We start from the raw sequence: 15,799 nt of genomic DNA on the forward strand, positions 1-15,799 counted from the left end.
GCTATTCGCTTCCTTTTTTTGTTTCTATATCTACAACGCGAATTAGTTGTTAATCAATCTAAATTCTGTTCTACGATTTGATGCATGCTGACGTTCTGTACAAGTAACTCCATCCGCACATCTGTTTTTTAATCTGTTCTCTCCATATCCATTTGCAACTAGTCTACTACCATTTACTCCTTTAGAAAGTAAATATGTAACTACCGCTTGCGCTCTTCTTTCAGAAAGATCCTTATTACTTGATTTAGAACCTCTGGCATCTGTATGAGAAGCAATTTCCATTTTAGAACCTGGGTTATTTGCTAATACTGGCATTAATCTAGTATCGATGATGCTCTTAGCCTGTGCAGTTAATGAAGCACTACCTAAATTCCAATTAATCGGTAAAGCAGAATATTCTACTAAGGAACACTCTACTTCTTTCCAAACTGTTAATCCTCCTTTTTGAGTAAGCACTTCTTTACTTACAGTTTTAAAAGTAGCTGGAACAACAACCTCCTCGGTGTATGAATCTTTAACCATAACCGTTTTAGTAATAGTTGCATATTCTGCAGGAATTACTTCTTCTATAACTCTCGCTGGTTCTGCGATTACTCTTTTGGTATACGTACTTGACTGTTCTGCAATCGCGGAACTTTTTGTTGTAGCATCAGCACTTAATGTTTGAACAGGTACCGTTGTAAATTCTGCTGGATATCCTTTATAACACCAGTAACGACAGTCATCTGGATTACTTGATGCACAATCTGGAGCTGGAGATCCAAGTTCCCACTGCGCATAAGCTGGTTTGATTTCTACTGTTTCCGCACCTTTACCAAATTTAGCAGGAATAACTGCCAATTTTGAAGCTCCTTGTTTCTTAATAAAAGTTACTGTTTCATTTTTATATTTAGCAGGAACAGCAGTCAATTTTTTTGCTTCTTCTTTTACTAATACTTTCTCGGTTACAGTTTCGAAAGTAGCAGGATATGTTTTCAGTTTTTTATACTCTGGTGTAATTTGTACTTTCACAGTCTGATTTTCGTATACATCAGGAGTTGTACAACGCACATAGCATTTTCCAGGTTCAGGATTAGCTGGTAGGTCTTGAGCTTGAACAGTAATTCCCGCAATTGCAAGAAGCACAAATAGAATGTGTTTTTTCATAGTTGATGATTTTTGTGGTTATTATTATGTTACATTTAAAGATACGAAATTATAAAGATGAAAAGAAAATGTTAAAATTAACATTTAACAAAACAAGCATATTTTCGATGTATTGTTCTTTTATTCGATAAAAGACATAAAAAAACCGTATTAGCGTTTTTTTATATTTTTCTTTCTCCTTTTTATTCTATATTTTTATCAAAATCATTCTAAAACTATTTAAAACTCGACAATATGTTTGAACTCAAAAATAAAGAGGGATCTAGTTATCATTTTACTTTAAAAGCAAAAAATGGACAAGTAATTCTAAGTAGCGAAGTATATAACTCTAAGGCCGCTGCTATAAATGGAATTGCATCTGTACAAAAAAATGCTATTGAAGATGGAAGATATGAGCGAAAAACCGCAAAAGATGGAAGATTTTTTTTCAATTTAAAAGCCACGAATGGTCAAGTAATTGGTAGTAGTCAAATGTACTCTTCAGAATCCGGAATGGAAAATGGTATCAATTCTGTAAAAGAAAATGCATCAGAAGCTGACACTAAAGAAATTTAAATGTAGTGCTATTGTATTTATAAATTAAAGCAAAGCTGTTCATTTCACTCTGAGTAGCTTTTCTTTTTTATAGACTTTGTAATAATTCTAAAAAATATTCATGCATTTCCCGGGTGTAATCTAAATGGGTTACAAACCTAAGTTTCCCCTGCCCCATTCCATAGAAATGAATATTCTTAGCTGCCATTTTTGTTATAAAATCCTCTTCATTACCATTGATAGTAAATATAATAATGTTTGTATCAATAGGCTCAACACCAGTCACAAAGGATAATTCTTGTAAAACCTGTCCTATTTCTTTTGCTTTTTTATGATCTTCTTGTAAACGATCAATATGATTCTCTACCGCATATAATCCTGCAGCAGCCATATATCCTATTTGACGCATCCCTCCTCCTAATACTTTTCGAATTCGTATAGCTTTTTGCATAATTTCTTTATCGCCAACTAATACAGAACCCATTGGTGCTCCTAATCCTTTGCTTAGACATACAGAAATAGTATCAAATACTTCTCCATATTGTTTAGGCTCTTCTTTCATAGCGATTAAAGCATTCCACAAACGTGCTCCATCTAAATGATATCCCAAGTCATGATCCCTACAAATCTTTTTTATTTTAATAATTTCTTCAAAATCATAACAAGCGCCTCCTCCTTTATTTGTGGTGTTTTCTACACATACTAAACTTGTTAAAGGACTATGATAAAAATCAGGCGGATTAATGGATGCTAAAACCTGATCCGATGTAATCATACCTCTATGCCCATCAATCAACTTGCACGAAACTCCACTGTTAAAAGAAACTCCTCCTCCTTCATAATTGAATACATGCGCATATTTATCTGCAATCAATTGTTCTCCGGGTTGCGTATGTAATTTTATAGCCGCTTGATTTGCCATACTTCCAGATGGAAAAAACAATGCGCTTTCTTTGCCAAACATATTGGCTATTCTTTCTTCTAAAGCATTAACTGTCGGATCTTCTTTATACACATCATCTCCTACCTCTGCTTTCATCATTGCATCAAGCATTTCTGCAGTAGGTTTGGTAACTGTATCACTCCTGAGATCTATTGTCATATTCTATTTTAACTAAAAGTTTATTATTTTTTATCAATGCTTACAAACTAATTAAAAATCACATCTAAAACTTCCTATAGGAGAACCGTCTGGAATTTTTGGTGAAGATACTATTTTAAATTTTTCAGGTTTGGTCATAAAATCCTGAATTTGCTTTAAATAATAATCATTATAAACTGTATTCGAGTTTTTTCGTTTTTCAGCACTTAGCAAAGATCTAACTTTATTTAACGAAGCATATCCTAAAGCTCTTACTTGAGGATAACTATTATCATTAACACTCAGATTCATTAGATGTTTTAATGTATTGCTTTTTATCGTATGCTGAACTTCGTTATGATAATTATTTTTTGGTGTAGTCTCGAAAACTACTTTGATTAATTTATCTAAAACTTTTGACGCATTTAATTGTTTTGGATCAAGACTACTTTGCTGTACTAATCGAGAAATTCTTTCTGGATGTAACAATAACGACAAACTCATATCACTGGCAGTTGATGCAGCACTTAGTGCATCAAAAGCCACACCCGTTTTACTATTAAAAGATTCTCTGGAACGACCATAACCAAAAGCTCTTGGAGGAAACAATTTTAATTTATCTTCAGGAATAGCTAAAACTTCTGGAGATAACGTTTTCAGTATTTGATCTAATGCTTCTTTTTGTTCTTTTTCTGAAATTATTTCAACAATTGTCTGTTTATCTCCTTTAGTAGCATAATTATAATTAATACCTCCTAGTAACTTTACTGCTGCTTCTGTTTGATATCTATGAAAAAAATACAAAGGAACGAATACATCTTCTAAAACAGAGTAGGTTTCGCCAGTTCTAATATTATCTGCAGAGAAATTACGAATTGCTGTTTCTCTAACTTCTAATACATTTTTCAATTCTTCAGAGGCGCTTTTTCCATTGTCCCAAAGATGAGCTAATGCGTGTGCTCCTCCTCGAGGTCTTGCATCACTATCCGAAATAAAACGTAATCCGGAAGCATAGGCATTATCTAAAATTCTATTGAGCTGCTTACTTTCATCTACTTCCTTGTCAAATTCAGAATAACTATAAGCTACTGTTACTTTATCCCAAATTCCTATTTTAGTATCATAAGCATCAGAAAAGTCTATTTCTCCATCTTTTAATTTAATAGTCGGATGTGGATAATCCATAACCGATGCTCTATTACTGGTACTCGCTGCAAAATTATGCGCAAACCCAATAGTATGCCCAACTTCATGCGCTGACAATTGGCGAATCCTAGCCAAAGCCATTTCCAGCATTGGTTTATAATTGTTATCATTACTAGCAAAAGGTTTGTTTGATAAAGCTTGGGCAATAAGAAAATCCTGACGGATTCTTAAACTCCCTAAACTCACATGCCCTTTTAAGATTTCCCCAGTCCTTGGGTCTACAACACTGGCACCATAACTCCATCCTCTTGTAGATCGATGTACCCATTGAATCACATTATATCGTAAGTCCATCGGGTCCGCATTCTCTGGTAGTATTTTTACTTGAAAAGCGTCTTTAAACCCAATAGCCTCATACGCCTGGTTCCACCATCTTGCGCCTTCTAATAATGCAGATCTTACAGGTTCTGGAGTTCCAGGGTCCAAATAATAGATAATAGGCTCTTTGGCTTCACTTATTGCTAACTCTGGATTTTTCTTTTCTAACCTATGTCTGGTTATATATCTCTTTACAATAGGTTCTTGTATTGGTGTCGCATAATCCAAATAAGATATTGATAAAGCTCCGCTCCTTGGATCAAATTCTCTTTTTTTATAATTATCATCCGGTAATTCTAAAAAAGAGTGATGCTGAATTACAGTAAGTAACTTGGCATCTGGTGCCACAGACCAAATATTTCCTTGTTTAGGTGATCCTTTATATGTTATTAATGCTTCGAATTCTACATTTTTCGGAAATGCCTTGGTTCTTTCCAAACTTAAAGCACTTTTGGTTTTATCTACACTATAAGCACCTTCATTCAGATTTTTTAATCTATTAATGACTCCGTGAGTATCTTGTAATAAAAAAGGTGTTAAATCAATAATATAACTGCTTCCTTTTTGTTCTTTTATTGGAAAACCAAACAATACAGATTTAGCAAATGCTTGTTCTACACTTTTTTTCTCAAGTTTGTTTTCTGTGATTGCCCTATATCTTTGATTAGGTTGTACTAGTAATAATTTATTTCCGGCTTTCTGAAATTTTACAACCACACCATCCCCTATTTGACCTCTATCTAGCCCAATATCATTAGACCCTAAACCTGTAGCTAAGGAATGAACATACAAAAATTCTGTATTTAACTTATTTACTTCTAAATATATCTCATCCTTACTTTCATTATAATGAAAATCAAAATACCCATTATAAGATTTTAAATCTTTTTGTTTTTCTAGAAATTGAGCTGAAAGAAAATGACATATTATGAAAAACAGGCAAGTAATATTTATTTTCATCTTAAAATGATTTATGTGATTTGAAAAAGCAATAAAACTATAAAATAATAGTAAAATTATTTCCTACTGAACTGTTAAATCCTATTTTTGCTAAAAATAATTGAAATATGATTAATACTGAGACTTTACAAGATCTTAGAGAGCGCCTGGTTGCGTTAAGGAGGTATCTTTGACATTGATGCCAAACTTATTGAAATAGCTAACGAAGAAGAAAAAACATATGCTCCTGATTTTTGGGATAATGCACAGGAAGCGGAAAAACTGATGCGTGCTCTTAACGCAGAAAAAAAGTGGGTTTCTGAATATGAAAAAAGTGTCACTCTTGTTGATGATCTAGAAATTCTTTACGAATTCTATAAGGAAGGAGATGCAACAGAAACAGAAGTAGATGAACGCCATACAATAGCATTAGATCTTATTGAAAACCTCGAGTTTAAGAATATGCTTAGTGAAGAAGGAGATAGCATGAGTGCTGTAATCCAGATCACAGCTGGTGCGGGAGGAACAGAAAGTTGCGATTGGGCAAGTATGCTAATGCGTATGTATCTAATGTGGGCAGAAAAACAAGGTTATAAAATTAGAGAACTTAACTATCAAGAAGGAGATGTTGCCGGAATCAAAACAGTAACCCTGGAAATCGATGGTGAATATGCTTTTGGATGGCTTAAAGGCGAAAATGGTGTACATAGATTAGTACGCATCTCTCCTTTTGACAGTAATGCAAAAAGACATACATCTTTTGCTTCCATATACGTATATCCATTAGCAGATGATAGTATCGAAATCGACATTAACCCTTCTGATTATGAGATCATCACCTCTAGATCCAGTGGTGCTGGAGGGCAAAATGTAAATAAAGTGGAGACTAAAGTTCAACTTACCCACTTCCCTACTGGAATTCAAATTTCATGTTCGGACACTAGATCACAGCAAGAAAACCGATTAAAAGCACTGCAAATGTTGAAATCCCAACTTTTTGAGCTAGAGCTCAAAAAACAACAAGCACAAAGAGATGAAATTGAAGCCTCTAAAATGAAAATTGAATGGGGATCTCAAATTCGTAACTATGTAATGCACCCATATAAACTGGTAAAAGATGTGAGAACAGCAGAAGAAACAGGAAATGTGGATGCCGTTATGGATGGAAATATTGATGCCTTCCTAAAAGCATATCTTATGATGATGGGACAAAGAGCTGAAGATTAATAATTATTCAATAGATATGACAACAATATATCATAATCCAAGGTGTAGCAAATCGAGACAGTGTCTTGCTATTTTGGAAGAAAAAAATGAAGATTTAGATATTATCAAATATTTAGACACTCCTTTGACTGAAAAAAAAATATCAGAAATCATAGATCTTCTTGGAATAAAACCCATCGACTTAGTTAGAAAAAATGAGGCGATATGGAAACAAGAATATAAAGGAAAAGATTTTACAGATAATGAGTTAATTAAAATTATGTGTGATCACCCTAAACTAATAGAAAGACCTATTGTAATAAAAAATAATAAAGCTATTATCGGCAGACCTCCCGAAAAGGTTGTTGATATTCTATAAAAAAAAGACTCGTTTTCAATTGAAAACGAGTCTTTTTTTTATAATACTATTCTTTTTTACGTTTAGGATATACCTCAACTATAGTATACTATCTTGGAATTGGTAAAGAAGGCCCCATATTTTCAGAAACAACGGTAACTCCTCCAACCGTAATAGTTAAAGTAGATCCGCTTCCTACACTATTATGTTCTCCTCTAATATACACCTGCCCACTTGCTGGCATTACAAAAAGATCCGAATCACTAGAGTTACTTGTTCCTGCACTTAGACTCCCAAGTAATGCTCCTGACGGAGAATCTGCTCTAGCTTCTACCTGAATAGTGTATCCGGTACTTCCACCTGAACTTACACGAATCTCTACAGTATCGCCAGGATTAGCTGTTAAAAGTCCTGTACTTAAGTTCCAAGTAGGTCCTGTTGTTATGGCTTCAACAATAACAGTTCTCACTACCTGATCAGCCGCATTACCAGACGAATCAGAAACACTATATATTCTTGTGAAAGTACCTGGTGCACTAGTATCTGTAAAAGTACCACCAAATACAATCGAATTAGTCAAATTACCATCAACATTATCAGATGCTGTTGCAGTTTCGGTATAGGTATCGTTAACTAATAAGGTTATTGAATCAGGACCATTTAATAATATAACAGGTTTTACCTCATCTACTACATTAATTGTTTTTGTAACCTCTACGGCTGCGTTACCAGAGGAATCTGTAACATTATAAGTTCTTGTAAAAGACCCTATACTATTTGTATTAACAAAAGTACCTCCAAATACTATTTGATCGGTAATATTACCATCAAAATTATCAGATGCGGATACTGTTTCTGTAAACGTTTCTCCTACACCAATATCTATTGAAGGACTATCAACACTAATAACCGGAATTACATCATCAACTACATTAATGGTTCTTGAAACTTCTGTAGCTGTATTACCGGACGCATCTGTTACATTATAAGTTCTTGTAAAAGTTCCAAGAGCATCTGTGTTAACGAAATCTCCTCCAAAGACTATCTGATCTGTAAGATTACCATCAACGTCATCAGTTGCTGTAGCGGTTTCTGTGTAAGTATCAAAAACGGTTAGCGTAAGCATATCGGAACCATTAAGATTAATTACAGGAGCATCTGTATCAGCATCGATAAAAGTAAGATTGACCTCTGATGTTTTAGTAATAGGAGTTGTATTAGCATTAGCAACAACAAATTCCACGTCATGATCTTCCATAACAGTACCGGTATATTGACCTGTAGAAGCTCCTATCACAACAGGGATCTCATCTCCAGGTTGGTATATAACATCTTCATACACAAAACTTCCAGCTTGAGAAGAACTGTATGTCATTGTATACGATGAGTTTCCAACAGTTTCAATAATTTCGAAATTAATATCGGCTGCTGTATTTGTTGCCAGTGTAGGTTCAGTAGTTGTTGCTGCAAAAGTAAAATCAGGCGTTTCTCCTACCTCTATTCTAATCGTATTTGATTTAGAAATACCTAAACTACTAGTTGCTGTAAGTGTAAATTGAACAACTCCAACGGTAAGTCCTCCAAATTTCCAGCTAATGTCGCCAACTGGAACTTCAATAGCTGTTTCCGGATTTACTTCAACTCCATTTGCAATAATTCTTCCAGTTCCTAATACATCTGAATCTGGTGTTTCAAAAACATATTGCACATTATATGTTGCAGAACTGATCTCTTCTATATTAAGATTTAAATCAATTTCTCCATTAACATAGGTAATTGCTTCTGGAGATGCTTCTGCATTAAATAGAAAATCTGTATCATTAACGTTATATGTTAACACAAATTCTTCTTCTCTATTAGACTGATCTTTTATAGTTAAAGTTACTTTATTAGTACCCACAGCAGTTCCCACGTATTCTATAGTATATTCAGGACCTTCGGGTAAATCAACAAATTCATTTTCAGCTATGGCCACAGTATTCAAAAAGTATGATCCTGCACCTTCTGTAACATTATATTTTATCTGATAATCCCCAGCAGCTATATCACCTCCTCCAGTTATTGTTAATTGGGATGCTTCTCTGGTATCTACAAATGTTTCTATAGTAGTATCGCTAAATTCTACTTTGAAAAATACTACTAAGTCATCTGTTATTTCTTTTGTACAGGCAATCCCAATAAATAGAAGAACAATACCTGAAACGACATATTGATAAAACTTTTTCATCTATATTATGTTTGTTTATTTTAATGATCTGATTATCAAAACCTCTTTTTTAGAAGTCTATTTTCCGAAAAAATTATTTTAGTATTAATTTAATTCCAACACCAAAATAAGGAGTAAATTCTCCGATATCGCTATTGAAGTGATATATCTCTTGTGCTTTGATATTAATGGCTACTGTGGGAATTAAAAATATATCAGCATCTAATCCTGCATATGCCCCAAAGACTACATTATTTGTTTCAATGTTTAAAACCTGATTGTTTTCTAAAATCTCATCGCCATTATTAATAGATTCATAACCCACTGTTGCCCCAGCACCTAGAGCAAGTGCAAACGTCCTCTTATTATTCCTTAACACATCAAAAAAGAAACCGGCATTAAAGGCGTACAAATCGACAGGTATTTTTATATCCTCATACTTTAATTTTGTAAAATTAGTTTGGACACCGAATTGTAAATAATCGAATTCATTTACCTTATAATCAAACGCAGCTAATCCCGCAAAACCTCCATCTACATAACCACCGGTTAATGATAATGCAGTTTTATGACTCTGAGCATACATTGTAATGGAAGAAAAAAGAATAAAGACAACTAATAATAAGTTAGTACTTAGAAGTTTTTTCATAAACTCTATTTTATAATTTTTGATAATATTTAATTTTTGCATTTTCCCACAAAAAGCAGCTGCAAAACTAAAAAACCGAAACGTATTTTCCACTATAAATATTGTGTCTTTGTTGTAACTAAATTCTTTCAAATCATAAAAAAATACAAGTATTGTAGTTTTTTTGTTAATTTAACATATACTTATACAGACACAATAAACTTACAATGAACAACATACATTATTTAATCCCTCATTAACAGTGATCCTTCTGTTCTAATCATATTTTTTTGAAACTTACTTTCAAAAAAATAAAAAAGATTCTCTAATTGCTATTTACCGTATTAATCAGCACATTATCTTTTGTGCCAAAAAATGAAGTTACGATCACCGAAAAATTATCGATAATGAGACCAAAGAACTTTTAGCATATGCTACTGCTTCTTTTATTAGTATAAAAAACTGGAAAAATGTTACCTGTAGAATAACAGAATTTAACGGAAATTTAAGGAATGGGATTCCAAAAGATGTTTATAATATTTCTGTTAAATATATTTTCTTTACAACAATATTAGACAAGACTACAACAATTAAAACTTTGATTTGCAAATATTTAAAAATTAAAGATGATGAATTAGAAGGATCGTTTTTCTGTTTTTCGCGCTGCATCATCTGATTATTATTTACAAAAAACCTGACTCATAAAAATATTACGAATCAGGCGATTTCTATTAATTGTTATAGTTACTACAGCTAATTTGTTATAGTTACTGTAGTTCCAGTAATGTCGGTTCCACCGAATTCGTCTGTTATTAATATTCCTACATTAAAAACTGTTCCTGGTGCACCTGTAAATGTATGCGTTACATTATCTCTAAAATCACTATTTACTTCAGGTGATCCATCTCCAAAATTCCATCTGGCGTTTATAATAATACCGTCACTCTCTGAACCTCCTGCGTTAAAAGTAATCGTTAACGGGGATTGACCCGTTACATTTCTAGGACTAAATCTTGCAACAGGTTTATTAAAAACCTGAACAAACCTAGAAACACTTGCTGAATTACCGGATCTATCAGTTGCGGTATACTTTAACTCATAAAGTCCTGCAATATTTACATTTAAATTCAAAGGTAGTCCAACGGTAATTTCGCCTTCTTGATTAAAATTATCCGAAACTGTCACACCCTGTTCGGTATAAGTTCCTCCTACCTGAATAAATATATTCCTTTCCCCTATAAGTTCTATAGTTGGAGCTACATCATCGATTACGTTAACTTTTAAATTTTTTATTGTTGTATTATCAGACTCATCAGTTGCCGTGTATGTTAATGTATTTTCTCCTAAAGTAGTAGTATCCACGGATCCACTTATCACTGCGGTTAAAGGATCAATGGCATTATCAGTCACTACTGCAGTAGGATTAGTAAACGAGGTATTTACTCTATGGGTTATTCCTGATTCTGAAACGCTTAATGTTATTACTGGAGCTTCTGTATCTATAACCGTGACATCCCTTTCTGCTCTCACCATATTATCTCCTGAATCTTTTACAGTATATATCACTTTATAATTACCCGGATCATTACTGATAACGTTATTTTCTATGTTTACCGTTAGATTCTGATCTATGTCATCAGAAACTTCCACACCAGCATCCGTGTAACTTGCAGTTGCATTAAAGGTTAGCGGGTTTTGTCCTAAAATTCTAATTACTGGAGGAGCATCATTTACTACTTTTACTACTCTATTTAAATTTGTCATATTATCTGAAGAATCTGTTACGCTATACATAATCGTATAATCACCTTCTAGATTTGTATTTACATTTCCAGTTATAGTTAGGTTTTCTTGTAACATTTCGATAGTATCTACATTATCAGAAAGCATTACTCCAGGGTCTGTAAAGGTAGCACCAACAAATATCGTAATAGGATTATCTCCTATTAAGGTAATAACCGGTGCTTCATCATCTATTACTGTTACTTTTCGAGTAATAAATGATGAATTCTCTGAAGTATCTGTGGCAGTATAGGTAATAACATACGTTTCAGGTTTTTGTATATCAACCATACCCATAATTTCTACTCTAATATCAATCTCTACATCTACATTATCCGTGACTATAATCCCTTGATCATTATATTCTTCTCCTACTCGTATTGTAATTTCTGCTTCTCCTATAAGCTCAATAAAAGGTGCTTCTGTATCTGGATCTGTATAGTTCATTAGTAAAGAACCTGTTTTTTCTAATGGTAACGTATTTGCATTTATAACTTTAAATGTAACATCATGACTTCCCATCTCTGTTCCGGTATAAAAACCTGAAAAATCTCCAGCTTCCACCGGTATTTCATCTCCAGGCTGATATACTACCTCATTAAATGTAAAAACACCTTGATTCGATGTATCATACATCATTTTATAACTAGAGTTACCTATAGTTTCAGTAATTTTAAAATTTAGTGTTGCATTGCTATTGGTAGCTAATTCAGAAGATAATGTTTCTACGGTAAACGTAAAATCAGGAGTTTCAGTTACCGGAATTGTTATACTCTTTTCTACTGTAGCATTTAAGCTACTTTTCACAATAAATTCTATTGCTAAATCTCCAACTATTGTTCCTTCTAATTGCCAAGTAAATGTATTTCCCTGATTAATATCAATAGGCTCGTTCTGATTTAAAACTTCTCCTTCTTTATACATAATACCATTTCCACTACCATCACCATCGGTATTTACAAACTTATAAGATATTGTATAATCGGCTGGGCTAATTTCATTGATAATGTTAAAATCAAGATCTATAACGCCACCTATATATGCTGCAGATGGAGTGGGCACGATTTCCATATCAAAAGCTGTATCCTTCACATTATAAGTTAAAACAAATTCCTTTTCTCGTTGATATTGATCTTTTATAACTACAATAACCTTATTACTTCCTACAGTAGTACCAGTATAGGATATCGTATTTGTTAGGTTCGACAAGACGATGAATTGGTCTTCTTCTATTAACTGATCATTTAATAAATAAATTCCTGAACCTTCACTGACTTTATATTTGATACTAAAATTTTCTGGCTGTTCTAAACCATCTGTAATACTAAACTCTATATCTGAAGGAGTATTTAGAAAAGAGTCTAAAGTTGTTTCACTAAATGTCGCTTCAAATGAAATTATTAAGTCATCTGTTATTTCTTTAGTACAAGCCATGATAACTATCGATAAAATGATACTAACCAAAAAGTACTTAGATAATTTTTTCATAATAATATTTACTTAAGTATTAATTTAAAAATAAGCCCAAAAGATGTCATTTCATTTCTGCTGTAAAAACATTACTAAAACACTATTAGTAAGTTCAGGTAGTAGTTTTAAGGTATTTATCTATCTTTTACACCCTTATACATCACTATACAAATCAAGTAATTATATGACGTCTCCACTTTATAATGGGGATGTTCGTTTTAATTTTGTGGACAAATGGGAAGATTTATTGGGTAGGTGTTTTAGAAGTACCAACTATTTTTAGTTCCAAAAAGAGATAATGATTGAAAACTTATTTTTGTTAAAATAGCATTGATCAACCCGAACTATAAGTTTTAAGCAATAGATTTTTAATAAGCGAATAAAGTTAACAGTATATCTATTGGCTATTTTTATTCTTAGAAGCTAATAATGAAAGTTATTAAAATTCTCAATACTTAAGAGAAACTAAAACGAAAATTAATCCCTTTTAGGACAATAAAAAAGGGCGTCAACAATTGACACCCTTTTTTAAAATATATAACTAATACTGTAACTTAAGCTTCTTCTCTAGCCTTTCGTTTAGCTTCTTGTTTTAATTTAAAGTTTTCGATAGTAGCTCCAAAAATCCAGTAAGGAACCACAAAGGTTAATAAAAATATCATCAACCAAAATCCTATTGTAAGGATTGTTAAGAATGCTAAAAAACCAAGGTATTGATCAAATTCGAACATAATAGTAATCTAATTTCAATTTTTGCCAAAGATAGTAACTCTTCCTTTTATCTCATAGTATAAATATGATTTATTTTCAAAACAAAAACTTTAATACAATTCCTTTTTAAAAAGTATATTCTTTATTCAGAAATAGCTATACAAATTCTTAAATTTGCCGTTCGAAAAACAAATCATCACAGCTATGGAATATAGAATAGAAAAAGATACAATGGGCGAAGTAAAAGTGCCTGCTGATAAACTTTGGGGAGCACAGACAGAACGTTCCAGAAACAACTTTAAAATTGGCGCACCATCTTCAATGCCTTTAGAAATAGTATACGGTTTTGCTTATCTTAAAAAAGCTGCTGCTTTTACTAATTGCGAATTAGGGGTTCTTCCTATAGAAAAGAGGGATCTTATTGCGCAGGTATGTGATGAAATTCTGGAAGGAAAACACGATGATCAATTTCCATTAGTAATATGGCAAACTGGTTCTGGTACACAGAGTAATATGAATGTAAACGAAGTTATTGCTAATCGTGCGCATCAAATTGCCGGAAAAACAATAGGAGAAGGTGAAAAAACAATTCAACCAAATGATGACGTAAACAAGTCTCAGTCTTCTAATGATACATTTCCTACAGGTATGCATATTGCTGCCTATAAAAAAATTCTAGAAGTTACAATACCTGGTATCACTCAATTAAGAGACACATTAAAAAAGAAGTCAGAAACGTTCAAAAATGTTGTAAAAATTGGCCGTACCCATTTTATGGATGCTACTCCGCTTACAATAGGGCAAGAGTTATCGGGATATGTTTCGCAGTTAGATCATGGCTTGAAAGCTTTAGAAAACACATTGCCTCATCTTGCCGAAATAGCACTTGGTGGAACTGCAGTTGGTACGGGTTTAAATACTCCAAAAGGATATGCTAAGAGAGTATCTGAGTTTATTGCTCAGTTTACAGGATTACCATTCATTACTGCAGAGAACAAATTTGAAGCATTAGCAGCTCACGATGCTTTTGTGGAAACACATGGTGCATTAAAGCAAATTGCCGTATCTCTGAATAAAATAGGAAATGATATTAGAATGTTAGCTTCAGGTCCTAGAAGTGGAATTGGTGAACTTATTATTCCTGCTAATGAACCTGGAAGTTCTATTATGCCTGGGAAAGTAAATCCAACTCAATGCGAAGCGCTAACTATGGTATGTGCACAAGTTTTGGGTAATGATGTTGCTATCAATGTTGGTGGAATGCAAGGACATTTTGAACTAAATGTTTTTAAACCAGTAATGGCTGCAAACCTATTACAGAGTGCCCAATTAATAGGTGATTCCTGTGTTTCTTTTGATGTACATTGTGCGCAAGGAATAGAGCCAAATCGAGCAAGAATTACTGAGCTATTGAATAATTCATTAATGCTAGTTACTGCTCTTAATACTAAAATAGGTTATTACAAAGCAGCAGAAATTGCGAATACAGCACATAAAAACGGAACTACATTACGACAGGAAGCTGTGGCATTAGGTTATGTAACAGAAGAAGAATTTGATCAATGGGTTAAACCAGAAGATATGGTTGGTGCTCTTAAATAAAAATACTTTTGACTATGACTAGTCTTAAATAAAAAACCGGATGTTTGCACATCCGGTTTTTTGTCCCCATTATTATAACTAAGTATTAGAATTTCCCCCAAAATTCTAATATACTGTTTCTTCCAATTGACAATTACATCCTATCTGTGTATCGCATGGCTACAAGCCTTCGGAAGTTCTCTTAAAAATTCTCTCAAAAATTTGAAATTAATTCGAAATGGTTTCATAATATCGTTGTGTAAAGTTGTTGAATAGATCTTATTTTTTATTTAATATAAAAGTAGTTGTTTTTGTAATCTAATGAAATAAGTAAAAACCCCTATATTTCATTGGTACTGTTCATTATTACCTATGGATAGCGTGGCTGCTAGCTTTAGGTAATTCCTGTAAAAAATCTAAAATAAAACGAAAGTTAATGCCTAGTAAGTTCATAATGTTGTATGTGTAAAAATGATTAGTATATCTTTTAGTAATAATCTCTGGTACAAATATACTTCAGGAATACACATCGCACAATGGGGGAAAACACCCGAAATGACTAGTGAGATACCCCCTTTATTTAATAAAACACTGAAAAACAGTTATTTAAAACTAATTAAAAAACAACTGTAA

11 protein-coding genes are annotated in these 15,799 nt (G+C 32.9%); 4 read left to right on the forward strand and 7 right to left on the reverse strand.

Annotated elements, in window-relative coordinates:
* Nucleotides 1–42: 42 nt before the first annotated feature.
* Nucleotides 43–1,146: an OmpA family protein gene (locus Q0829_RS05290; RefSeq protein WP_298540740.1), complete on the reverse strand. Its 1,104-nt coding sequence runs from the start codon at nt 1,144–1,146 to the stop codon at nt 43–45.
* A 234-nt stretch (nt 1,147–1,380) separates the two neighbouring features.
* On the opposite strand from Q0829_RS05290, the gene Q0829_RS05295 reads away from it, so the two are divergent.
* Nucleotides 1,381–1,701, forward strand: coding sequence for a YegP family protein (locus Q0829_RS05295; protein WP_298540742.1), 321 nt, complete (start codon nt 1,381–1,383; stop codon nt 1,699–1,701).
* 67 nt (nt 1,702–1,768) lie between these two features.
* Here Q0829_RS05295 and Q0829_RS05300 read toward each other — a convergent pair whose 3' ends face one another.
* Both Q0829_RS05300 and Q0829_RS05305 read right to left on the reverse strand, forming a co-directional pair.
* Nucleotides 1,769–2,782, reverse strand: coding sequence for a GntG family PLP-dependent aldolase (locus Q0829_RS05300; RefSeq protein ID WP_298540744.1), 1,014 nt, complete (start codon nt 2,780–2,782; stop codon nt 1,769–1,771).
* Between the two features lie 51 nt (nt 2,783–2,833).
* Nucleotides 2,834–5,245, reverse strand: coding sequence for a zinc-dependent metalloprotease (locus Q0829_RS05305; RefSeq protein ID WP_298540746.1), 2,412 nt, complete (start codon nt 5,243–5,245; stop codon nt 2,834–2,836).
* 107 nt (nt 5,246–5,352) lie between these two features.
* Between Q0829_RS05305 and prfB the strand changes: the two genes are divergently transcribed.
* A protein-coding gene (prfB, locus tag Q0829_RS05310) for a peptide chain release factor 2 (RefSeq protein WP_298540749.1) occupies nt 5,353–6,451 on the forward strand; the annotation gives its coding sequence in 2 pieces (ribosomal slippage) (nt 5,353–5,415 and nt 5,417–6,451; 1,098 coding nt in all).
* Nucleotides 6,452–6,467: 16 nt separating this feature from the next.
* On the forward strand, nt 6,468–6,809 hold the full coding sequence (arsC, locus tag Q0829_RS05315) for an arsenate reductase (glutaredoxin) (RefSeq protein ID WP_298540751.1): 342 nt from the start codon (nt 6,468–6,470) through the stop codon (nt 6,807–6,809).
* A gap of 88 nt (nt 6,810–6,897) precedes the next feature.
* Here the strand turns inward: arsC and Q0829_RS05320 are convergent, their stop codons facing one another.
* The 4 genes from Q0829_RS05320 to Q0829_RS05335 form a co-directional block, all read right to left on the reverse strand.
* Nucleotides 6,898–9,015: an immunoglobulin-like domain-containing protein gene (locus tag Q0829_RS05320; RefSeq protein ID WP_298540753.1), complete on the reverse strand. Its 2,118-nt coding sequence runs from the start codon at nt 9,013–9,015 to the stop codon at nt 6,898–6,900.
* 73 nt (nt 9,016–9,088) lie between these two features.
* Complete coding sequence (locus Q0829_RS05325; RefSeq protein ID WP_298540755.1) at nt 9,089–9,643, reverse strand: conjugal transfer protein TraO; 555 nt, start codon at nt 9,641–9,643, stop codon at nt 9,089–9,091.
* Nucleotides 9,644–10,375: 732 nt separating this feature from the next.
* Nucleotides 10,376–12,892: an immunoglobulin-like domain-containing protein gene (locus Q0829_RS05330; protein WP_298540757.1), complete on the reverse strand. Its 2,517-nt coding sequence runs from the start codon at nt 12,890–12,892 to the stop codon at nt 10,376–10,378.
* Between the two features lie 536 nt (nt 12,893–13,428).
* Complete coding sequence (locus Q0829_RS05335) at nt 13,429–13,605, reverse strand: hypothetical protein (RefSeq protein ID WP_162897257.1); 177 nt, start codon at nt 13,603–13,605, stop codon at nt 13,429–13,431.
* Nucleotides 13,606–13,789: 184 nt separating this feature from the next.
* Between Q0829_RS05335 and fumC the strand changes: the two genes are divergently transcribed.
* Nucleotides 13,790–15,187, forward strand: coding sequence for a class II fumarate hydratase (fumC, locus tag Q0829_RS05340; protein WP_298540759.1), 1,398 nt, complete (start codon nt 13,790–13,792; stop codon nt 15,185–15,187).
* The last annotated feature ends 612 nt before the right edge of the window (nt 15,188–15,799 follow it).

Source organism: uncultured Aquimarina sp., from assembly GCF_947492405.1.
Classification (GTDB): Bacteria; Bacteroidota; Bacteroidia; order Flavobacteriales; family Flavobacteriaceae; genus Aquimarina.